General features: G+C 60.5%; 17 protein-coding genes. 5 read left to right on the top strand and 12 right to left on the bottom strand.

The genetic code is table 11. The features are described from left to right. Nucleotides 1-419: 419 nt before the first annotated feature. Nucleotides 420-926, top strand: a complete 507-nt coding sequence (locus KJS47_RS12255; RefSeq protein ID WP_213525336.1) for a DUF3231 family protein — start codon at nt 420-422, stop codon at nt 924-926. A 395-nt stretch (nt 927-1,321) separates the two neighbouring features. Here KJS47_RS12255 and KJS47_RS12250 read toward each other — a convergent pair whose 3' ends face one another. From KJS47_RS12250 to cymR, 4 genes are all read right to left on the bottom strand, one after another. Then, nucleotides 1,322-2,392 carry an AI-2E family transporter gene (locus tag KJS47_RS12250; RefSeq protein ID WP_213525335.1) on the bottom strand — a complete coding sequence of 357 codons (1,071 nt, stop codon included), beginning with the start codon at nt 2,390-2,392 and terminating at the stop codon, nt 1,322-1,324. A 332-nt stretch (nt 2,393-2,724) separates the two neighbouring features. Continuing rightward, nucleotides 2,725-2,925, bottom strand: a complete 201-nt coding sequence (locus KJS47_RS12245) for a hypothetical protein (RefSeq protein WP_213525334.1) — start codon at nt 2,923-2,925, stop codon at nt 2,725-2,727. 156 nt (nt 2,926-3,081) lie between these two features. Continuing rightward, complete coding sequence (locus KJS47_RS12240) at nt 3,082-4,260, bottom strand: cysteine desulfurase family protein (protein ID WP_213525333.1); 1,179 nt, start codon at nt 4,258-4,260, stop codon at nt 3,082-3,084. A gap of 10 nt (nt 4,261-4,270) precedes the next feature. Next, nucleotides 4,271-4,693, bottom strand: coding sequence for a cysteine metabolism transcriptional regulator CymR (cymR, locus tag KJS47_RS12235; RefSeq protein ID WP_213525332.1), 423 nt, complete (start codon nt 4,691-4,693; stop codon nt 4,271-4,273). A gap of 400 nt (nt 4,694-5,093) precedes the next feature. Between cymR and mnmA the strand changes: the two genes are divergently transcribed. Further along, entirely contained in the window at nt 5,094-6,206 is a 1,113-nt protein-coding gene (mnmA, locus tag KJS47_RS12230) for a tRNA 2-thiouridine(34) synthase MnmA (protein ID WP_213525331.1), read from the top strand. 389 nt (nt 6,207-6,595) lie between these two features. Beyond that, nucleotides 6,596-7,630: a hypothetical protein gene (locus KJS47_RS12225; protein ID WP_213525330.1), complete on the top strand. Its 1,035-nt coding sequence runs from the start codon at nt 6,596-6,598 to the stop codon at nt 7,628-7,630. Between the two features lie 156 nt (nt 7,631-7,786). On the opposite strand, the gene KJS47_RS12220 is transcribed toward KJS47_RS12225, so the two are convergent. From KJS47_RS12220 to KJS47_RS12185, 8 genes are all read right to left on the bottom strand, one after another. Beyond that, a complete protein-coding gene (locus KJS47_RS12220; RefSeq protein ID WP_213525329.1) occupies nt 7,787-9,103 on the bottom strand; it encodes a replication-associated recombination protein A in 1,317 nt (438 codons plus the stop codon). A 10-nt stretch (nt 9,104-9,113) separates the two neighbouring features. Beyond that, nucleotides 9,114-9,866, bottom strand: coding sequence for a tRNA threonylcarbamoyladenosine dehydratase (locus KJS47_RS12215; RefSeq protein ID WP_213525328.1), 753 nt, complete (start codon nt 9,864-9,866; stop codon nt 9,114-9,116). 257 nt (nt 9,867-10,123) lie between these two features. Continuing rightward, entirely contained in the window at nt 10,124-11,899 is a 1,776-nt protein-coding gene (gene aspS, locus KJS47_RS12210) for an aspartate--tRNA ligase (protein ID WP_213525844.1), read from the bottom strand. A gap of 128 nt (nt 11,900-12,027) precedes the next feature. Then, complete coding sequence (gene hisS, locus KJS47_RS12205; RefSeq protein ID WP_213525327.1) at nt 12,028-13,287, bottom strand: histidine--tRNA ligase; 1,260 nt, start codon at nt 13,285-13,287, stop codon at nt 12,028-12,030. A 632-nt stretch (nt 13,288-13,919) separates the two neighbouring features. After that, complete coding sequence (locus KJS47_RS12200) at nt 13,920-15,869, bottom strand: FAD-dependent oxidoreductase (RefSeq protein WP_213525326.1); 1,950 nt, start codon at nt 15,867-15,869, stop codon at nt 13,920-13,922. A gap of 353 nt (nt 15,870-16,222) precedes the next feature. Next, nucleotides 16,223-16,402, bottom strand: a complete 180-nt coding sequence (locus KJS47_RS12195; RefSeq protein ID WP_213525325.1) for a hypothetical protein — start codon at nt 16,400-16,402, stop codon at nt 16,223-16,225. Between the two features lie 241 nt (nt 16,403-16,643). Next, nucleotides 16,644-17,087 carry a D-aminoacyl-tRNA deacylase gene (dtd, locus tag KJS47_RS12190; protein WP_213525324.1) on the bottom strand — a complete coding sequence of 148 codons (444 nt, stop codon included), beginning with the start codon at nt 17,085-17,087 and terminating at the stop codon, nt 16,644-16,646. Between the two features lie 138 nt (nt 17,088-17,225). Then, a complete protein-coding gene (locus KJS47_RS12185; protein WP_213525323.1) occupies nt 17,226-19,409 on the bottom strand; it encodes a RelA/SpoT family protein in 2,184 nt (727 codons plus the stop codon). Between the two features lie 196 nt (nt 19,410-19,605). Here KJS47_RS12185 and KJS47_RS12180 point away from each other — a divergent pair, with 196 nt between their 5' ends. Beyond that, nucleotides 19,606-20,277 (top strand): ThuA domain-containing protein, encoded by a 672-nt coding sequence (locus KJS47_RS12180; protein WP_213525322.1) that lies wholly within the window; start codon nt 19,606-19,608, stop codon nt 20,275-20,277. A gap of 145 nt (nt 20,278-20,422) precedes the next feature. After that, nucleotides 20,423-21,691, top strand: coding sequence for a uracil permease (gene uraA, locus KJS47_RS12175; protein WP_213525321.1), 1,269 nt, complete (start codon nt 20,423-20,425; stop codon nt 21,689-21,691). Nucleotides 21,692-21,997: the final 306 nt, after the last annotated feature.

The raw sequence follows: 21,997 nt of genomic DNA, 5'->3' as shown, positions 1-21,997 counted from the left end.
ACTTATTGCCGAACACCCGCGAACGGGCCCGGCAATCGCCTTCATGGACGGTAACGGGTCCAGCCGGTGGAGTTCGTCCACGCTCCGAAAACAGCTTCGGTCATCCTTCGCCGCAAAGGCTCTTGCAGCCGTCCCTATGCTTGCCGGGGACGGAGCCTTCTCTCTGGGGGGCGGTCTATGACTTAATGGGATTCATCTTCGCGTTTGCCGTATTCGCTTTAAGGGCGGGTATTCGGGCATATCCCGGTCATACCGCCAGATACGGAAATTATATCGGGCGCAGGATAGCCTGTCAACTTTCCTCTGCCTCCCTCGGGGAGACATCCCGTTCGGAATCCCGGAGTCCGGCAGCCGCATAGCTCTAGAAAGGAGGGAAAGACTAAGGAGCGGTTTGGCCATTCTGACCAAGAGGTGAGCGTATGGGGATTTTGAGTGGAAATCCGAAGGACGAACCGCTTCATTACGGAGAGATCTTCGGCATCTGGGAATTCAGCTCGAAAGCAAAGGCAGCGCTGTCGCTTAACCAGGCGATGCTGCAGCACGCCGGGGACAAGGACCTGAAGGACATTCTCCGCGACCTGCAGGACATGGCGCAGAAAGCAGCCAAGGAATGCGACGAGCTCTTGACCGCAAACGGCATCACGCCCCCGCCCTCGCTGCCTGACCGGCCCGAGGCAAAGCTGGAGGAGATTCCGCCCGGCGCCCGCCTGTCCGACCCCGAGATCGGGAATGCAGCCGGCTGTGACATCGCGGCAAGCCTCGTCGCTTGCAGCACAATGATCGGCATGGCAATCCGGGAGGATGTCGGCGCTCTGTTCGCCAAATATCATACGGAGAAAGTGGCCATTGGCCTTCGGGTGCTTCGCCTGCTCAAGGAGAAGGGATGGCTCGTCCCGCCGCCGCTTCAGATCGTGCGGCCCGAATAGCAACGACATTGGCACGGCCGCCCGAAGCCGGTTAACCGGTCCAAGGAGCCGCCAAGGCGGACCTGCAAGCAAAGAACCCGCATCCGAGAGGATGCGGGTTCTTTGCTGCCTGCGGTGCTGCGGCCCGGACGGACCGGGGAGGACTGGGACGGCAATTAGCTGCGAGTCCCGCATGTCCGCAGTCCTGGGACGCCGTTTTGCTGCGTTCCTGGCATGTCCGCCTTCCTACGACGCCGCTTTGCTGCGTATCCGGCATGTCCGCCTTCCTAGGACACCTTCTTAGCTGCGTTCCTGGCATGGCGTGTTCCTGGGACACCGCTAATCCGCATTGTCCGGTATAGCTATTTCCTGCTGCGCAGCTGTCCCGTATTATCCCGCATAGCATTATTTCCAGGCTATGTCGGCCTCCGGTTGCCGTAATAGATGGATACGTGGTGCGCGATCACCTTGAGCACCGCGAAGACCGGCACCGCCAGAATCATGCCGAGAATGCCAGCCAGCTCCCCTCCGACGAGCAAAGCGAAGATAATCGAGAGCGGGTGCATATGCAGCGTGCGTCCGACCACCTGGGGAGAGACCACGTTGCTCTCGAGAATCTGGACCGCCGTGTTGACGATCACGACGTACAGCACCATCCGCCAGGAGATCGTCGACGCCATCAGAATAGCGGGAGCCGCTCCAAGATAAGGGCCGAGGTAGGGTACGATGTTGAAGATGGCGACGAGACTGGCCAGCAGCAGCGCATACGGCATGTCGATCAGCCAGTAGCCCGCGTAGGCGAGACCGCCGACGATAAGACAGACGAGAAACTGGCCGCGGATGTAGCTCCCGAGCGCCTCGTCGATTTCCGTCAGCAGCTGGACGGTCTGCTTCCGATGCGATTTCGGCACGAAGGCAATCGCGCTTTTTTCGATCAGCTGAAAGTCCTTCAGCATGTAGAACGCCAAGAAGGGAATGATGAAGGCCATCAAAAGCGCGTTCAGCGTACTGCCGATCCGGTTCAGATAGTCGCTGATCGCCGTCGAGACATTCGTCTCCAGCTTGGCCATCGCACGATACACGCCTTTGCGGATGCTGTCCGGCAGCATAGGGTGATCGTTCAGTGTCGTCATCCAGTTCTGCGCCTTCATCGTCAGCTGCGGAATATGCTCGTTGATTTCGTTGACCTGCATGAGGAAGACGGGAATCACGTTCATCAGCACGACCGTGCCCGAAGTCAGGAACACGGCGTAGATAAGCAGCACCGCGACTGTACGCGGCACCTTGCGGTCGTGGAGCAGACAAACGACCGGGTTGAGGACGTACGAGACGATCATGGCGATCAGGAACGGGGCCAGCACCGCCTTCAGAAAGTCGTACACCCAGACCAGCACCGGCTTGATCTGGACGAGCAGGACGATGACGGCGAGCCCGAGCAGCGCCAGCACGAGCCCGCTAAACCATTTATTCCGGCCGAGAGGCTCCATCCTCTTTCCTCCTCTGGATCGGGTTAATTGTGCTCGCTTCCGGCAGCCGTCCCCGGGATCGCCGCACAAGCGGCCCCGGCGGGACTCGTTCTCCCGGACCGGCTGCTTTCGACAACCGTGCCGAGCTTGGACCATCCTTTACCGTTAGTATATGCCTGTCTTCCCGTTCCATCCCTCCCTTGTCTCCTGCTGCGCGAGTCCCCCTCCCGCTCTCGCGAACAAATAAAATAACCCGTCAGGAAAGAATCGTTTGCGGACAAACGGATTCTTTCCTGACGGGTTCGGATGCGCCGGCCCTCTCTAGGCCTTGCGCCATCGGAACAATCAATCGCTTAGTTGGCTTGAATTTGCGGGAACGGCTGCTCTTCGAAGAAGAGGTCGTCGAGCGAGCTGAGCGTCCCGTCCTCCTCTACCTGGAAGACCGACATCTTCTCTCCGTTCACGGTCAATTCGATAAAACAGCCCCAGCAATAAAACTGGTGCGATCCGATCTTTCCAATGTCTTTGGAATTGCAATTCGGACATCGCATCATACGCTTCACCCTATTCTTTGTATAGTGAATATCACGTTCTTAGTCGGGAAAGCTAGGTACCTTCCTTCTAGCCAAAAACCTATCAAATCTTTATCCATTCTTGACGTCATTTAAACCGGTTAAACCATCCATTTTCAAAAAAAATGGCGGATAAGGTTATTTACGAAGACGCCTAATGATGGTTCCAAGCACTTGTGTCGTTTTCGTGACATCCGATTCCGTCGTTACGCTCCCGAAGCTGAAGCGGATCGCCGAGGAGGCACAGGGCTCGGACAAGCGCATCGCCCGGAGCACGTGGGATAGCTCCAGCGCACCCGAGGTGCAGGCGGAACCGCTTGCCGCCGCAATGCCCGCGAGATCGAGATTCATCAGCATCGTCTCGGTCGATACGCCCGGGAAGCTGACGTTCAGAATATGCGGCGCTCTGTGTTCGGGATGCCCGTTCACCGTAAAGCCTTCCTCTCCCAGCTCCCTGGCGAGAGCCGCCAGCATCAACGCTCGCAGCTCCTCCATCCGGGACCGCTCCTCCGGCAGCAGACGGACCGCCCGCTCGAGAGCGGCTGCAAAGCCGACGGCGGCGGCGACGTTCTCGGTCCCTGCCCGGCGTTTGCGCTCCTGCGAGCCTCCGTACAGCTGAGGGACGAGCTTTAGCTTCGGGCTGCAGTAGAGCACACCGATGCCGCGCGGGCCTTCGATCTTGTGGGCAGACAGGCTGAGCAGATCGACCGGCAGGCGTTCGAGGTCGATCGGCAGATGGCCTAGCGCCTGGACCGCATCGACGTGAAACGGAATTCCCCGTTCCCGCGCGATCCGGCCTATCTCCTCGATCGGCTGCACGGTGCCGACTTCATTGTTGACGTACATGACAGAGATCAGCATCGTATCGGGCCGGAGCGCCCGTTCGACCGCCTCCGGCTCCACCCGGCCGAAGTTGTCGACCGGCAAGTATGTAACGGCATAGCCGCTCTGCTCCAGCCGTTCGCAGGCGTGCAGGACGGCATGGTGCTCCACCGAGGTGGTCACTATATGGCCGGGGCCGGCCTCGGCCATGTCCCCGGACGCTTCCTTGCGGGCAGACCAAGCGGCGGCAACGCCAAAGACGGCCAGGTTGTCGCTCTCGGTACCGCCGCTCGTCCAGATCAGGTCGCGCGGTGAAGCCTTCAGCAGCCTTGCGACGGACCGGCGCGCCTCGTCCAGCACCGCCTTGGCTTCGCGGCCATAGGCGTGTAGGCTCGACGGGTTGCCGAACGTCTCCTTCCAGACGGGCAGCATCGCCTGCAGCACGTCCGGATGAAGCGGGGTCGAAGCGGCGTGATCAAGATAAATTCGGTTCATGTGTGTCACCCTATATATAGAACATATAGTTCTCGGCCGGGTCGCCCTCTTCGTTGAAGGAGGCCAGATTGGCAAGCGTCGTCGAATCCAGCACCTCGGCAATCGCGTCGCGGATGCGCATCCACAGATCCCGCTTGGCCGGATCGTCCTCCTCGGTGAAATCGACCGGACTGATCGGACCTTCCAAGACGCGGATGATGTCTCCGCTCGTGATCTCCTCCGCCGGTTTGGACAGAATATAACCGCCGTACGCTCCGCGGATGCTCTTGACGAGCCCCGCGTTGCGCAGCGGCGCTATCAGCTGCTCGAGATAATGCTCGGACAGGTTGTTCTTCTCGGCGATGCTCTTGAGCGAGGTTGGCCCCTCGCCGACGCGGTTCGCCAGCTCCATCATAATGGTAAGGCCATAACGGCCCTTGGTTGAAATTTTCACTACGGCACCTCATTCTATTCCGTTCTTGCGCCTGCCTGCGGCGGCTTGGGTCCGGACAGTCAGGCGGCGGCAGCGAAAGACCCGGACAACCCGTACGGGGGACCGGCTCAGCCTGCGCCGGTGCTGACCGATAGGATTGGCAGCCTAGACCGCCATCTGCTAACAAGCATAACCAAAATAGCCGGCACTCAACCTGGCTATCGTGCGATGCGCGGAAATACCGGGACCGGTATTAACCGTAATCAAATATATGTTATCATAGTTGCACGGCTTGGGAAATGACTAACCTGTGAAAAATCCCCGGTGCATCGGTGGGATTACAGGTCTTTGCCCTGCCGGCAGTCTAATGCGACACGCGGGGGCCTCTCCCCCGCTCGAATAGAAAGGAAGGACAAGAGAAATGGCTAAAACACCAGCGGAAACCCGCGTCGTGCTCGGCATGTCGGGCGGCGTGGACTCCTCGGTAGCCGCGCTTCTGCTCAAGGAGCAGGGCTACGAGGTTATCGGCATCTTCATGAAAAACTGGGACGACACCGACGAGTTCGGCCACTGCACGGCAGAGGAGGATGCCGAGGATGTGCGCCGCGTCTGCGCGCAGATCGGCATTCCCTGCTACACGGTCAATTTTGAAAAGCAGTACTTCGACAAGGTCTTCGCTTATTTCCTGGACGAGTATCGCAAGGGGCGGACCCCGAACCCCGACGTCATGTGCAACCGGGAAATCAAGTTCGGCGAGTTCCTTCAGAAGGCGCTTGAGCTGGGAGCGGATTATATCGCTACAGGCCACTACGCGCAGGTCAAGGAAGAAAACGGCAAGTACTTGCTGCTCCGCGGCAACGACGCCAACAAGGACCAGACTTACTTCCTGAACGCGCTCAATCAATACCAGCTGTCGAAAGCGATGTTCCCGATCGGCCATATGCCCAAGTCCCGCGTACGCGAGCTGGCCCAGGCGGCCGGCTTGGCTACGGCCAAGAAAAAGGACAGCACCGGCGTCTGTTTCATCGGCGAACGCAATTTCAAGGAGTTCCTGAGCCAGTACCTTCCGGCCCAGCCCGGGGACATGCGAACGCTCGACGGCGAGCTGAAGGGGCGGCACGACGGCCTTATGTATTACACGCTCGGCCAGCGCCAGGGACTCGGCATCGGCGGCTCCGGCACCGGCGAGCCCTGGTTCGTCGCGGACAAGGATCTCTCCACCAACACGCTGTATGTGGTGCAGGGCGATTCCGACCCCAGGCTGTATTCCACCGCCCTTGTCGCCTCTGACGTCAGCTGGATTTCGGGAGAGTCTCCGCAGGGCGACCTCCGCTGTACGGCCAAATTCCGTTACCGGCAGCCCGATCAGGGGGTAACGGTACTGATGCAGGAGGATGGCACCTGCCTGGTGACGTTCGATCAGCTGCAGAAGGCGATCACGCCCGGCCAATCCGTCGTCTTTTACGACGGGGATGTCTGCATCGGCGGCGCCGTTATCGACCGGGTGCTCAAGCAGTCCGTCGTTGCCGGCTAATCCCCGGAAGTGCCAATTGGCATTCCCTGTATGGCATATTTGCCGTTTGCCAGCCCGTCTTCTATAGGAAGGCGGGCTTTTTGCGGTGCCTAATTCCGAAGAAAGACGAGCGGATTGACGGGGACCCCAGACGATTGGTGTCGATTCCTCTCCTCCGCTGATGGAAATAGCCCGCCGTCCTTACTTTTCTTGTCAAAAAGTGTTTCAACTTGGCAATGTTCGTTTACATGGATAAGAGCCTGTTTGCGGCGAAGATGGACATTTGGAAGTATTTTGGGGATTTTTCTTGATGAAGTGAAACTTTTCCTCTTCAATCTTCGTAACAAGTAATCGTCGCAAGCTCATGCGATACATAGGCATTAGAGAAAAAGAAAAAGGAGTGGATGTTGTTGAAGAAAAGGTGGCTGGTGGTCTTATTCATCATCTCGATCATTGCGGTGGCTGGCTGCGGAAAGAAGAGCGCGACCGATCACCTGAAAACCGGCTTCACCAAAATGGCGACGGCCGACTCGTATGAGTTCGAAGGCACGCTCGGGGTCAAGTTCGACGCGAAGGAAATGGAGAAGAGCAATCCCGAGATGGCTCTCGCCTCGCAAATGCTGAACGGCTTCGAGATCAAATATCACGGCTCGTACAACAAAAAAACGAAGCAGCAGATGGTGACGCTCGACGTTTCCCTTAAGGGCGACATGAGCATCAACCTGCAAATCCCGTTCATCCTGGACGACAAGAACATGTACATCAAGGTTCCGCAGATCCCGTTCGTGCCAATCCCGAAAGACGTCGTCGGCAAGTACGTTCACCTGACGCCCGAAGACCTCAAGGAGTTCGACGAGAATGCTCCGAATTCGTTCAACCTCGACCCAGCGAAGCAGGAAGATCTGCTCAAGCAGGTCGGCCAGGTGCTCGAGAAGCATTACAAGGACGACAAGTACCTGACCGTCGTCGACGAAGGCAAGCCGGACGGCGTGGCCAACCTCGTGCAGTATAACGTCAACAACGAGAACCTGCAGGAAGAGGCGACGAAACTCGCGAAGAACGTCCTCCCCGAAGTGCTGCAAATTCTCGCCAAGCCGGAATTTAAGGACGCGACCGGTATCACCGAAGAAAACGTCAAGGAATACAACGACAGCCTCAAGGACTTCGACAAAGGCTTCACCGAGTTCCAGAAAACCGGCAAGCTCAATGAAGCGAAGAGCCTGATCGGCACGAACAAGGGAGGCTTCCTGAACTACTTCAAACAGACGATCGACCTGTCTGTCGACGATGCGAAAACCAAGACGAAGTTCAACGTCGCGGTAACAAGCGAGACGCGGATGAGCAAGTTCAACGACAGCTCCGTTCAAGTGACGATCCCGGACAAATCCCAAACCGTCACGGTGAAGCAGCTGCAGGATAGCTTCGCTTCCTCTTTCGATTATTAATCCCGCACCCAAGCATAACGAAAAGCCCCTGGATGTATATCATCCGGGGGCTTTCGTTTGCTATCTCGCGGCGTAGGACGCCCGACCGTATGTCGTCGGGCCTTATGATGTGGCCGCGGGGCACCGACCCCGCTGCCGGTCCTCGGGCGGCAGCCGTCAGCCGGTTCCGCCGCCTCTGCGCTTGCGCTGGTTGATCCGCATCTTCTCCTCCATCCCCTGCTCGCTCGCCTCGAAGAACACTTCGTGCTTCAGCGGCTCCGGCAGGTATGCCTGGTCGACGTAGTGATGCGGATAATCGTGGGGATATTTGTAGCCCGTGTGCCCCAGCTTGGCGGCGCCACTGTAATGAGCGTCCCGCAGGTGCAGCGGCACCTCCGGGGACGGCACGCGTGCGAAGGCGTCGCCGATCCGCGCCAGCGCGAGCGGGATCGAGTTGGACTTCGGGCTCTCCACGGCGAACAGAATGGCCTGCGCGATGACGTACTTCGACTCGGGCCAGCCGATCTTGTGATAGGCGTCCATCGCGGTGACCGCCTGCACCATCGCCTGCGGATTCGCGAGCCCGATGTCTTCGCTGCACGCGACAATAAGCCGGCGAAGGAAGGTCATCGGGTCCATGCCGAGCTTCTCCACCGCATAGAGGAACCAGTACAGCGCCGCGTCGCTCGAGCCCCGGACGCTCTTGTGAAACGCCGACAACACGTCGTACTGCGTGGACGGGTCGGCCTTGACGAGCGGCCGGCGAATCGATTCCTCCGCTACCTCGAGCGTCAGCCGGATCGTCCCGTCCGTTTCGGGCGGTGTCGTCAGAGCCGCCAGCTCCAGCGCGTTGAGCGCCCGCCGGATATCGCCTCCCGCCATGCGGGCGATATGGGCAAGCGCCTCCTCGTCCGCCTGAATCGGCAGAGCCCCGAGGCCCCGCTCCTGGTCCGCCAGCGCCCGGCGCATTGCCAGCAGCGCGTGCTCGGCCGTTAACGGCTCCAGCTGGAACAGCGTCGACCGGGACAGAAGAGCGCCGTTCACATGGTGGAACGGATTCTCGGTCGTGGCGCCGATGAAGATGATGATGCCCTGCTCCACCGCCGGCAGCAGCGCGTCCTGACGGGCCGAGTTGAAGCGGTGCACTTCGTCAAGGAACAGCGTCGTCTTCGTCCCGTACATCGCCTTGGCCTGCTGCGCCCGGTCGATCACCTCGCGGACGTCCTTGACCGTCGCGTCGACGGCGTTCAGCTTGACGAACTCGCCGCTCGTCCGCTTCGAGATGATATGAGCGAGCGTTGTTTTGCCTGTACCGGGCGGCCCGTACAGCAGAATCGACGAGACCTGATCGGCTTCGATCGCCCGGCGGAGGAGCTTGCCCGGCCCGACGATATGCTCCTGGCCGATATACTCCGACAGATCGCGGGGACGCATCCGGTCCGCCAGCAGCCGGTTCTCGCCCGAAGCCTCCGCCGAATAGGTGAACAGATCCATGGCGGCCGCCTTAGTCCAGCCCGGCCTTGGCGAGCAGCTCGCGGACGACGACGCTCACCATCGCAAGGCCGGCAACCGGGGGCACGAACGCGTTGCTCGCGGGCGGCTGCTGGGCTTTGCGGAACTCGGGCGCGTTCTCGGGCACGATCGCCTTGGTCACGTCCGCGCGCGGCTTCATCGGCTGCTCGGTCGAGTACACGACCTTGACGCCCTTCGTGATGCCTTCCTTGCGCAGTTTCTGGCGGATGACGCGGGCGATCGGGTCCATCGTCGTCTTGGAAATATCGTCGACCCGGAACTGCGTCGGGTCCATCTTGTTCGCCGCGCCCATGCTCGAGATGAGCGGGATTTTGCGCTCGCGGCACTGCTTAATGAGATGGATCTTGTAGCTGATCGTGTCGGAGGCGTCGATAACGTAATCGAGCGGATAGGCAAACAGCTGCTCGTACGTTTCCTCCGTATAAAACATCTTGAGCGCGATTGCCTCGCATTCCGGATTGATGTCGCGAATCCGCTCCTTCATCAGCTCGGCCTTCGGCTTGCCGACCGTGGACAAGAGCGCGTGCAGCTGCCGGTTGATGTTCGTCACGTCGACGACATCCTTGTCGATCATGACGATCCGCCCGATGCCGGTACGGGCCAGCGCCTCGGCCGCGAACGAACCGACGCCTCCGATGCCAAGTACGGCGACCGTGCTGTTCTTCATGACCTCGATGCCCTCGGGCCCGATGGCCAGCTCCGTGCGCGAGAATTGGTTTAGCATATGGGTCCCTCCCTAATGGCGAATGTGGGGAAGCGCCGGGAAACAGCAGAGGGAAGGAAGCCGGCGGCTGCGCCGCCGCGTCTTCACTTCCCCTCTGCCCGTTCTTCCTGTTTGCTTCTCTATCATGCGGTCCTTGCCCGGTAGATAAGCTCCGTCGTCCGGAGCCGCGGGCTTGGGTTGTCTTCTAGTTCTTACCCCTAGGGGCGCCCAGTGGAACGGACGCGCCGGGGAGAACGCGGAAAGCTCCCGCGTCCGGATTACTTCGCTGCAGCCTGCTTCAGCGCTACGCGAATCGACAGCTGCTCCAGCTGCGAGTCCTCGACGGGACCCGGCGCGTCGGTCAGCAGACAGGTCGCGCTCGCCGTCTTCGGGAATGCGATCGTCTCGCGCAGGTTGCTGCGTCCCGCCAGCAGCATGACCAGCCGGTCGAAGCCGAAGGCGATGCCGCCATGAGGAGGCGTGCCGTATTCGAACGCCTCGAGCAGGAAGCCGAACTTCTCGTTCGCTTCCTCCGGCGAGAAGCCGAGCGCCGCGAACATTTTCTCTTGCACGTCGCGTTTGTAGATCCGCATGGAGCCGCCGCCGACTTCATAGCCGTTCAGCACAAGGTCGTACGCCTGCGCGCGGATCTTGCCCGGGTCGGTGTCGAAGTAAGCCAGGTCCTCCTCCTTCGGACGGGTGAAGGGATGGTGCTCGGCGACATAGCGCTTCTCTTCCTCGTCGTAGCCGAGGAGCGGGAAGTCGACAACCCAGGCGAATTTGAACACGGACTCGTCGATCAGGCCGAGGTCGCGGCCCAGCTTGAGACGCAGGTTGCCGAGCACGTCCGCGACCACCTTTTTCTTGTCCGCGGAGAAGATGAGCACGTCGCCTTCTTCCGCTCCGAGACGCTCGGTCAGCGCTGCGATCTCCTCCTCGGTGAAGAACTTGACGATCGGCCCCTTCCAATCGCCGTCCTTGATCTGAATCCAAGCGAGACCCTTGCCGCCGTAACGCGCGGCGAACGGCGTCAGGTCGTCCAGCTCCTTGCGGCTCCAGGACGCGCAGCCCTTCGCATTGATCGCCTTCACCTCGCCTCCGGAAGCGACGACGCTCGAGAACACCTTGACGCCGCTGTTCGCCACGATGTCGGACACATCGGCGAGCTCAAGCCCGAACCGCAGGTCCGGCTTGTCGGAGCCGTACTTGCCCATCGCATCGGCGTAGGTCAGCCGCTGGAACGGACGCTGGATGTCTACGCCGACTGTATCCTTGACGAGCTTCGCGACCAACTCCTCCATCATCCCTTGGAGCTGCTCCTCGGACAGGAACGACGTCTCGATGTCCACCTGGGTGAATTCAGGCTGCCGGTCAGAACGCAGGTCTTCGTCGCGGAAGCAGCGGGCGATCTGGTAGTAACGCTCCAAGCCGCTCACCATAAGCAGCTGCTTGAAGATCTGCGGGGATTGCGGCAGAGCGAAGAATTCGCCCGGATGCACCCGGCTCGGCACGAGATAATCCCGCGCGCCCTCCGGCGTGCTCTTCGTCAGAATCGGCGTCTCGACTTCGATGAAGCCGTTGCCGTCCAGGTAGTCGCGGAAGATCTTGGCCGCCTTGGAGCGAAGCATGAGCGTCTTCTGCATCTCCGGACGGCGCAGATCGAGGTAGCGGTATTTCAGCCGGAGCTGCTCGTCGATTTCGATGCCGTCCTCGATGAAGAACGGAGGCGTCTTGGCAGCGTTCATGATCTCTATCTCGGTTACCTGGACCTCGATCGAGCCGGTAGCCAGGTTCGGGTTCTTCGTTTCCTCGTCCCGCTCCACCACCTTGCCCTTGACGGCAAGCACGTACTCGTTGCGCGCGCGGTCGGCGACGGCAAGCGCCTCGCCGGAGAATGCCGGGTTGAAGACGATCTGCACAATGCCGCTGCGATCGCGCAGGTCGATGAACAGCACGCCGCCAAGGTCTCTGCGACGCTGCACCCATCCGTTCAAAATTACCGTCTCGCCGACGTTAGCGGCCGTCAATTCGCCACAATGGCGGGTCTTCAGCATACTCATCTTGATTCCTCCTGTAGGTCCATCGGGGCGTCTGCCCTTATGGTATTGGTCACTTCCGGAGCTGAGGCTCCTTCCTTGCTTCCGCCGCTTCCTGCCGGCGCCTTGCGGCTCTGCTCCATCCACTAATGCTCGCGGGACGCCAGCAGACGGGCCCCGAGCTCGGCGAGCGGTACGTTCTCCTGCTCTCCGGTAGCGAGCTGCTTGAGCGCGACGACTCCCTGCTCCAGCTCGTCTTCGCCGAGGATGGCGACATAGCGGGCGGCGAACCGGTCCGCCGATTTGAACTGCGTCTTCATCTTGCGGCCGAGGTAATCCTTGTCGGCGAGCAGGCCTTGGCCCCTCAAGCTGTACAAGAGGCGGACAGCTTCGCGCTCGGCTTTGTCGCCCATGCTGATCAGATAGACGTCGAGCGGCTCCTTACCGGCGATCTCCACCTGCTGCGCTTCCAGCACGAGCAGCGTCCGCTCCAGTCCGATGCCGAGGCCGACGCCCGGCACATCCGCGCCGCCGACCTGGCCGACGAGGCCGTTGTAGCGGCCGCCGCCGCCGATCGTGTCGATCGCACCGATGCCCTCCGCCTTGTATTCAAAGGCGGTATGGGTGTAGTAATCCAGCCCGCGGACGAGTCTCGGGTTGACGGAGAACGGAATTTCCATGGCGCTCAGGTAATCCTGGACAGCCTGGAAGTGCTTGCTGCACGCCTCGTCCAGGTGGTCGAGGAGCGACGGCGCCCCATCGAATTTGTCCTGGTCGACCTTGCAGTCGAGCACGCGGAGCGGGTTGCGCTCCATCCTCTCCTGGCAGTCGCGACACAGCGTCTCCTTCATCGGACGGAGAAACGCGAGCAGGCTCTCGCGGAAATTCGCCCGCACCTCCGGCGTGCCGACGGAATTCACCTCGACGCGAACGCCGCGAATCCCGAGCTCCCGGTAAAAGGAATAGCCGAGGGCAATCACTTCCGCGTCAAGCGCCGGATCCTCGGAGCCGAACGCCTCGATGCCGAACTGATGCAGCTGCCGGTACCGCCCGGCTTGGGGCTGCTCGTAACGGAACATCGGCCCGATATAATACAGCTTCGTCACCTCGGGCTCGGCATAGAGCTTGTTCTCTACGAACGCCCGGACGACGCCGGCTGTACCCTCGGGACGAAGCGAGATGCTCCGCTTTCCTTTGTCGAGGAACGTGTACATCTCCTTCTCGACGATATCCGTCGTCTCCCCGACGCCCCGCTGGAACAGCTCGGTGTGCTCAAATATCGGCGTCCGGATTTCCTGGTAGCGATAGCGCCTGCCCAGCTCGCGTGCCTTTGCCTCAAGCGCCTGCCATTTTTCGACCGTGCCCGGGAGCAGGTCCTGCGTGCCTTTCGGCTTTTGAATACTCATGTCTGGCCACCCTCCAACCTATCCCTGAGATCTCTTTGTGTCATGCTTCCGCAAAAAAGAAAAACCCCCGTCACCGGCTGCAACAGCCAGGGACGAGGGATTGCGTACAATCTCCCGTGGTACCACCCACATTCGGAGGCTCGCGTCCGGTGTCCGCCAATCGGCAGCCGGTTCTCATACGCGCAGCGCTTCCGCACTCGCCGGTTAACGCCCGGGATACGCGAGACGGCTACTTCCACCCGCAATCGGATTGCCGTGGGGGTCGCCGTCCGTCCTCCGGGAGGTCTTTCCTTCAAGCGGTCACGGGAAGCTTCCAGCCTAGGCTTCCTTCTCTGCGGTGACGCATCTTCAAGTACTTTATCCCATCAACGGATCAAAGGTCTTATAAGAAATTAGTAATGATTGTATACGCAGGACGACCAATTGTCAAGATCGCAGAACGAGCTTTGTCGCCCGGTTTTTGAATCCGTGACGCCCAGGCGTCCCCTTATTTAAGTATGTCCCGTTGGACGTACCCAAGCATGGAAGGTTAAAACTGGAAAAAAGCGGCCCCGTCAAACGACGGAACCGCTTTTTCAACCACTGCTTCCTGCCCTTTGCTCTACAAGGGCGAAATCCCGCACCAATCCTGCTTAGAACTTGGCGCCGGCCAGACGGCTGAGCACATCCTTGAGTAGCAGGTACGTGTCTCCGTTGGTCAGATTCTGCTTGTCGGCGATCAGATCAAGCGTCGCCTTGGTTACGAGCCCCTTGCTTTCCAGCTCGGCCGCCGCTTTGTCTGCGGTAACCGTCAGCCCCGCCGCTTTGGCAATCGTATAGGCCGCCTGCTGCAGCGTAAGCGCCGATTTGGTCTTCGCATTCTCGTCCATGCCCGCCAGCGACTGGGCCGGGTCGCCTTTGAACGCGCTCGGATAGACGCGCTTGGCGATGTTCAGCTGATTGACGTACCGCTGCGGATTGGACGGGTCGTCGAGCTTGAAATCGTTATTGTATCCGCCGGTCGCGATGCCGAGATAGACGGCCGCCTTGAGACCCGGATACGCTTTGTGCTGCTGATAAGGCTGAACCTTGGCTGTGTACGGCTTGAGGTCCATGCCTTTGCTGTTGACCAGGTCCTGCAGCTGCTTGATGCCGTCCTTATTCTCCGCCAGCTGGCGGAACGTCTGCTTTAGGTCCTTGGCCACCTTGACCGCCGCGCCGGCCGATTCGGCCTCCGCCATCCCGGTCGGGATGACGCGCGCACTGCCGTGGGGCAGCGTGTCGTAGCTGGCCGAGCGGCCAACGACAAGCAGATTGTCGACCTTCTGCGGAACGATGCTGCGGAACGGAACGGCATAGCGCCGGGGCTCCAGCACGACGGCTCCGTTATCCGACGGGCTCGTCCGCTGGATGTCGACCGCATAGGAGCCGAACGCAATCCGGTCCCATTGATCCCGGTTTTCCAGCACATCGAGGATGGTCAGCCGGTACAGTCCCTGCATGTGGCGGGATTCGCGCACGTACAGCTCCGGAGCGACGCCGTCCAGCTCAAGACCGGCAAACTCGGGATACAGCTTCTTCATATGCGCAAGAATGCTCGGAAGCTCCTTGTTCGCGATATCGAACGCTTCCTCGCGCGATTTCTTATCGAATGCATCTACGCCGAAGATTTGCAGCGCGTTGATCAGGATGGTGTCATCCAGCTGCCGGCCGATATTCAGGCCGCGCATCTTGGCCCGCTGCGGGTTGACCGAAGGGTAGTCCTTCATCTCCACATAGCCCCACGCAGACATGGCGGACGAATCCGTGTTCGGATTGTTGTCTTCCGACAGACGTTTGCGCACCTGCTTCCACACCTCGTCGGTAACGCCCTTGAGGCGGAATACCGCCGTGACGGCCATGCGCGATTTGCTGTCTCCGAGATCCTCGCGCCCGTGGGTGAACGACACGCCGGCCGCATCGGCGAAGTCCGCGTCCTGTGTGGCGTCGATTACCGCTCCCGCCTTGACGTTCAGCTTGGAGCCGTCGGGCATGGTCAGCACTACGCCCTCCACGACGCTGTCTTCGGCGCCCTTTTTGACTACAGGGTCGATGCTCTTCGTTTTCATGAGCACGTCGATGTTCTTCTCATTCTTGACCAGCTTATGAAAGGCGTTGGCAGCCGTGTTGACGTCGAACGAATCGCCCTCCACCATGGCGTACCATTCGGTGAAGATCCCTTTGTTCAGAATCGGGTCCTTCACGCCGGGGATCGTCGATTTGTTCTCCACGTCATAGTTCAGGTCGATGCTGTTCAGCCAGCCGAGCGTCATCAGACCGCCGAGAATATCCCGTTCCCCGCTGTCCACGAGCAGCGTCTTCTGTCCATTGCGCGCCGCGGATACCGCCGCCGCCACGCCTTCGGGATCGGTGCCGACGACAATCACGTCATAGCGGTCCGCCGGCTTGGAGACCGATTGGACCTTCTCCAGCTCCTGCCGGGGACCGACGTTCGCGGAGGGCAGCCCTCCGTCATGCTTCTCCTTGTAGTACATGAGCCCGCCGCCGCATGCCAATAGCACGACGAACGTTACCGCCAGTATCCACCATTTGTTCCGAAACATAATGTCCCCCCATCAATTCTCTTTCCCATTCCTTCTTTCGCTGTCCGCTTCCGCAGTATGGCCGGTCAGGAGATGGACGCCGTCCTAATCTCCGGACGGGCCCCTCGGAAGCGGGCAAGACTCCAACGTTGGCCTGTCCGCCCGCACGCCAATAAGGCGGGCGCGCACCGGGCCAGTCTACCCCTGAGTGTAACACAAGTTGAGGAAGGAAGGAATTTTTCCAGCCAAAATACCCCTGCCTGCCGGCAGGGGTTCACAGGATTGTCGGGATGTTCGGGGAGCGCGCATGCATAGGCATTCGCGCGCAAAAAGCCCTGATTAAACGGACGGCCGCCCACCGCTCCCAGGGTCGGCTACCGGAACGTGCGGGAGCCGAGCCCTTTGACCGGCTCGCGTCCCATCTCCATCTCTCTAGTCTGCCGCTCGTCGGCGGGAGGGAGAAGTGCCAGAGCGGCGGTCGCTTCGCGGTAGGAGACGGACAGCTGGGCGGCTTGCTGGCTCAGCACTATGCTGGCTTTTTCGGATTGGCGCAAGGCTGGGGTTCCCTCCTCCGGGTTTCTTCCCCACTAGCTTCTCCCATCCGAGCTTAGCCTAACCCTCTTGCTATCGCTTACGGCACGGCGGACGGCTGGGCGGCCTCCCTGCAGCCACCGGGCTTGCCGCGTTAGGAAAGCGAGCGGGCGCCTTCCAGCTGCCCCATCGCTTATCCATGCCATATTGGGCTTGTCCTTCCAGCAATCTCGAGAACTGCCGCGACATCCGCCGCTCCCTTCTTCAGGCGCGGCTGTCGAGGATCAGCGTCACCGGCCCGTCGTTCGTGAGCCGCACGTCCATCATGGCGCCGAACACGCCCGTCTCCACCTGAAGGCCGCAGCCCCGCAGCAGCTCGTTCAGCTTCTCGTACAGCGGCTCGGCCTGCTCGGGGCGGGCGGCCGCCATGAAGTTCGGCCTCCGGCCCTTGCGGCTGTCCCCGTAGAGCGTGAACTGGGAAATCGAGAGGACGCTCCCGCCCGCCTCCAGCACGGAGCGGTTCATCTTGCCCTCCTCGTCCTCGAAGATGCGCAGACCGGCCAGCTTGTCGGCCAGGTACTTAGCATCCTGCTCGGTATCCTCGTGCGTCACGCCCACCAGGAGGACGAGGCCGGACGATATGCGGCCCACCACCTCCCCGTTCACCGTTACGGTTGCTTCCTTGCTTCTTTGCAGCACGACTCTCATCTTATCCTTCCTTTCCTGTTCTGTACCTGAACGGGACGGGCCCATTTTGCCTGCAAGCACCGCACAAAAAAAAGCAGACCCATCTTCATCCGGACAGCCGGGCCGGCGGCAAGCGCCGGTCCCTCGCGGATGAAGCGATCAGGCCTGCATGATCCGCTGCACCGAGTACACATCCTGGATCCGCTTGATTTTCTCGACGACGGAATGCAGGTGCTCGGTATTGCGGATAAGGATCGTCATGTGAATGAGCGCCATCTTGTTCTTGTCCGAGCTCGCCGAGACGGCGGACATGAACGTCTTGCTCTCCGAGACCGCCTGCAGCACCTCGTTCAGCAGGCCGCGGCGGTCGTGGCCGGTAATCTCGATCTCGACGCTGTAGTTCGCCTCCACCGAGTCGACCCATTCCACCTCGATGACGCGGTCTCCCTCTTCCGCATCTCCCGCCGGAATGTTGCTGCAGTCGGCGCGGTGCACCGAGACGCCGCGGCCGCGGGTGATGTAACCGACGATCTCGTCGCCGGGCACCGGGCTGCAGCAGCGGGCGAAGCGGACGAGAATGTTGTCCGCGCCCTTGACGCGGATGCCGTGCGTCGGCCGGCTCTTCTTCTCAGGCGGTGCGGCCTTGACTTCCTTGACCTCCTGGGTCAGCTGGATGAGCGCGGCCTGCTCCGATTCGCGGCGCAGCTTCTCCGTAAGCCGGGTGACGATCTGAGAAGCGGTGATGCCGCCGAAACCGATCGCTGACAGCATGTCCTCGATATCGTGGAAGTTGAACTTGGCCGCCACTTCCATCATCTTCTCGTCCGTCATCAGATCGGAAGGTTCGAGCGCCAGCCGCTTCAGCTCGCGTTCGATCGCCTCGCGGCCCTTGATAACGTTCTCCTCCCGCTTCTCCTTCTTGAACCACTGCTTGATCTTGCTGCGGGTGTGGGGAGATTGGGCGATCTTGAGCCAGTCCTGGCTCGGTCCGTACGAATGCTTGGAGGTGAGGATCTCGACGATGTCGCCGTTGTTGAGCCGGTGATCGAGCGGCACGATCCGGCCGTTCACTTTGGCGCCGATCGTCCGGTTGCCCACCTCAGTATGGATGCGGTAAGCGAAATCGAGCGGGACAGAGCCGGCCGGCAGCTCGATGACCTCGCCCTTCGGCGTGAAGACGAAGACAAGGTCGGAGAAGAAGTCCATCTTGAGCGACTCCATGAACTCGGCCGCGTCGCGGGTTTCGTGCTGCAGCTCGAGAATCTCGCGGAACCAGTTCATCTTCTCGCCGAAGCTGCCGGACGGTACAAGCGAGCCTTCCTTGTACGCCCAGTGGGCTGCAATGCCGAATTCGCTCGTCCGGTGCATGTCCCACGTCCGGATCTGCACCTCGAGCGGCTCGCCCTTAGGTCCGATGACGGTCGTGTGCAGCGACTGGTACATGTTCGTCTTCGGCATGGCGATGTAATCCTTGAACCGGCCCGGCATCGGTTTCCACAGTGTGTGGATGATCCCGAGCGTCGCGTAGCAGTCCTTGATATTGTCAACAATGACGCGAATGGCAAGCAGGTCGTAGATCTCGTTGAACTGCTTGCTGCGCGACGTCATCTTCTTATAGATGCTGTAGATATGCTTGGGACGCCCCGAGATGTCGCTCTCGATGCCCATCTCGGACAGCTTCTCGTGCATCCGGCTGATGACGTCATGGATATACTGTTCGCGCTCCGTGCGCTTCTTCTGCATCAGGTTGGCGATCCGGTAGTACTGCTGCGGGTTCAGGTAGCGAAGCGCGATATCCTCCATCTCCCACTTGATCGCGGACATCCCGAGCCGGTGCGCGATCGGGCAGAAGATCTCGAGCGTCTCGTCCGCGATGCGGCGCTGCGCCTCCTCGGACTGATACTTGAGCGTGCGCATATTGTGAAGCCGGTCGGCCAGTTTGATTAGAATGACGCGAATGTCCTGTGCCATGGCGACGAACATTTTGCGGTAGTTCTCGTTCTGCTGCTCCTGCTTGGACTTGAACTGGATCTTCTCCAGCTTGGTCAAGCCGTCGACGAGCATGGCGCAGGTCGGACCGAACTGCTCGCGGACTTTATCGAGCGAAACCGTCGTGTCCTCGACCACGTCATGCAGCAGAGCGGCGATAATCGAAGTGACATCCATCTGCATGTTCACCAGGATGTCGGCGACCGCCAGAGGATGCAAGATATAAGGCTCACCCGATTTGCGGACCTGCCCATGGTGGGCCTGTTCAGCAAATTCGTAGGCTTCCCGGATTTTGTTCAGGTCGTTTTCTTTGAGGTAGGTTGATGCCTTAGTCAGCAGCTGCTCGATCCCCATTACGCAATCCTTTCCGTCCCCATAGGTAGATTTTTATTCATTATGAGCGTTCGTCCCGCTCCCGTCAAGAAACGTGTCGAATGAAGCGCGCTGCACTCCCTCGCGGAATTCCCTGTCCGAATCCGTCAACTGGTGTAAACTGGAACAAGGATGCGGGTTTCGGTGCCCCGCTTATTATGGAAAGGAGCAAAATGCTATGTCGAATTTTCTTGTTCTGCTCGGCGATTTCTACCACCCCGCCGATCGCGTCGGTTCCTTCCTCGCCCCTCTGCTCGAGGAAGCGCCGGTCCGGCTGACCGTGCTGACCGATCCGGCCGCGTTCCCTTGGGACACGCTGGACGAATGGGACGGCCTTCTCATTGCGAGGGACGCCCTGCTGGCGGAGGACGGGCGCCGCACCGACCGGCTGTGGTGTCCTCCCGAACGGCAGAGCCGCCTGTCGGCGTTCGTGCAAGAAGGCGGAGGCCTCCTCGCCGTTCATTCCGGCATCGCCCAATATCCGGCCGGCGAGGCGTATCGCCGGCTGACCAAGGGCGTCTTCACGCATCATCCGCCCGGCGCCCTCCCGCTGACCGTACACCCGCTCAATCTCCGGCATCCGGTCATGGACGGCGTCGGCGAGTGGACGACGGAGGACGAGCTGTACTGCGTCCAGCGGGATCCGGATGCGCCCGAACCGCTGGCCGAGCTCGTCTCCTCCGAACACGGATCCTCGCCGGCCGTTTGGGCGCATGAAGCCGGCCGCGGCCGGGTCTGTGTGCTGACTCCCGGTCATACCGAAGCGACCTGGACCCATCCCTCTATGCGCCGGCTGCTGTACAACGCCCTCTCCTGGACCGCGCGCACTAGCCGCATCCAGGAGGAATAGGATTCCAGTCCTGTAAAAAATCCATGACATAGGTCGAATTTTGTCTTGCATGTTGGTTCGTTTTTGCTAAGATTAGCGAGGGGATTTCATCCGAAATCCGACCGACCATCGAAATCATCAATCGATATTCAAGGAGGAAACCAGCTTGCAGCGCGTTATCCAAGTGGACGAGCGTCCATCCCTGGCGGCCAGCATCCCGCTGAGCCTGCAGCACTTGTTCGCCATGTTCGGCTCGACGGTGCTAGTTCCGATTCTATTCCACATCAATCCGGCCATCTGCCTGCTGATGAACGGGATCGGCACCCTGCTGTACCTAATCATCTGCAAAGGCAAAATCCCGGCCTATCTCGGCTCCAGCTTCGCCTTCCTGTCGCCGGTCGCCGCCGTTTTCGTAGGCGGAGGCACATACCAGGATGCGCTCGGCGGCTTCATCGTCACCGGCGTCATCTTCACCGTCGTCGGCCTGCTCGTCAAGGCGGTCGGCACCCGCTGGATCGACGTCGTCTTCCCGCCGGCGGCGATGGGCGCGATCGTGGCCGTTATCGGGCTTGAGCTCGTTCCGACGGCTGCCAGCATGGCCGGGATTATCCGTCCGGGCGACGCTCCGGCCGACTGGGCGTTCGACCCCAAGGTCATCACCGTCTCGCTGGCTACCCTGCTGCTTACTATTATAGGGAACGTCCTGTTCCGCGGATTCTTCAAAATTATCCCAATTCTGATCGGCATTGTCTTCGGCTACGTGCTCGCCGCCCTGTTCGGCATGGTCGACTTCACATCGGTCCAGCAGGCACCCTTCTTCTCCCTGCCGGAGTTCTACTCCCCGCGGTTCTCGTGGTCGGCGATCGCCATCATTGCCCCGGCGGCGCTCGTCGTCATCGCGGAGCACATCGGCCATCTGATCGTAACGAGCAATATCGTCGGCAAGGATCTCTCCACGGATCCGGGACTTGACCGCTCGCTTCTCGGCAACGGCATCTCCACCATCGTCTCCGGCTTCGTCGGCTCGACGCCGAACACGACCTACGGAGAGAACATCGGTGTCCTGGCGCTCAGCAAAGTGTACTCGACTTGGGTCATCGGGGGCGCGGCCGTCTTCGCAATCGTGCTGTCCTTCTTCGGCAAGCTGTCCGCGCTCATCATGACCATTCCGGTCCCCGTCATGGGCGGCGTGTCGCTGCTGCTGTTCGGCGTCATCGCTTCGTCCGGCATCCGGATGCTCGTCGAGACGAAGGTCGATTACGCCAAGCCGACCAACCTGATCCTATCCACCGTCGTGCTGGTCATCGGCATCAGCGGAGCGACCTTCGCCTGGGGCAGCTTCGTGCTCAAGGGCATGGCGCTCGCTACCGTCGTCGGCATCCTGCTCAGCCTGTTCTTCAAGCTGATCGAGAAGCTCGGCTGGGCGAACGAATAACCGGTTGCAAGTCAAGTCTCGGATGCTCCTGTCCGGGGCTTTTGTCTGTCCATCTTTCTCCTGACGTTCGCCGCTTGACTTTCGCAGCGCTCTTCCCTATAATAGCACCAACTTTCCATATCGCTATTATGCCAAGGAAGAGCATCCAACTCGGAGGCGTCCTCGTAAGAACGGCCCGCCCGTTCCCGAAGAAGACCGGCACCGCCCGTTATCGCGGAACCAAGCGGATCATCCCCGTCCTGACGGGAATGGTCAAGTTGGGTGGCACCGCGGGCCTAAGCGCTCCTCGTCCCAATCGGATGAGGG

The sequence above is a fragment of the Paenibacillus sp. J31TS4 genome, assembly GCF_018403265.1.
GTDB lineage: Bacteria > Bacillota > Bacilli > Paenibacillales > NBRC-103111 > J31TS4.
This window is presented reverse-complemented; position numbering and strand designations above follow the sequence as displayed.

Coding starts and splice junctions, on each gene's coding strand:
- KJS47_RS12240 (WP_213525333.1), bottom strand. CDS start 4,260: ATGAACCGAATTTATCTTGATCACGCCGCTTCGACCCCGCTTCATCCG.
- KJS47_RS12250 (WP_213525335.1), bottom strand. CDS start 2,392: ATGGAGCCTCTCGGCCGGAATAAATGGTTTAGCGGGCTCGTGCTGGCG.
- hisS (WP_213525327.1), bottom strand. CDS start 13,287: ATGAGTATTCAAAAGCCGAAAGGCACGCAGGACCTGCTCCCGGGCACG.
- KJS47_RS12185 (WP_213525323.1), bottom strand. CDS start 19,409: ATGGGGATCGAGCAGCTGCTGACTAAGGCATCAACCTACCTCAAAGAA.
- aspS (WP_213525844.1), bottom strand. CDS start 11,899: ATGCTGAAGACCCGCCATTGTGGCGAATTGACGGCCGCTAACGTCGGC.
- KJS47_RS12180 (WP_213525322.1), top strand. CDS start 19,606: ATGTCGAATTTTCTTGTTCTGCTCGGCGATTTCTACCACCCCGCCGAT.
- KJS47_RS12215 (WP_213525328.1), bottom strand. CDS start 9,866: ATGCTAAACCAATTCTCGCGCACGGAGCTGGCCATCGGGCCCGAGGGC.
- KJS47_RS12255 (WP_213525336.1), top strand. CDS start 420: ATGGGGATTTTGAGTGGAAATCCGAAGGACGAACCGCTTCATTACGGA.
- mnmA (WP_213525331.1), top strand. CDS start 5,094: ATGGCTAAAACACCAGCGGAAACCCGCGTCGTGCTCGGCATGTCGGGC.
- KJS47_RS12245 (WP_213525334.1), bottom strand. CDS start 2,925: ATGATGCGATGTCCGAATTGCAATTCCAAAGACATTGGAAAGATCGGA.
- dtd (WP_213525324.1), bottom strand. CDS start 17,087: ATGAGAGTCGTGCTGCAAAGAAGCAAGGAAGCAACCGTAACGGTGAAC.
- KJS47_RS12200 (WP_213525326.1), bottom strand. CDS start 15,869: ATGTTTCGGAACAAATGGTGGATACTGGCGGTAACGTTCGTCGTGCTA.
- KJS47_RS12220 (WP_213525329.1), bottom strand. CDS start 9,103: ATGGATCTGTTCACCTATTCGGCGGAGGCTTCGGGCGAGAACCGGCTG.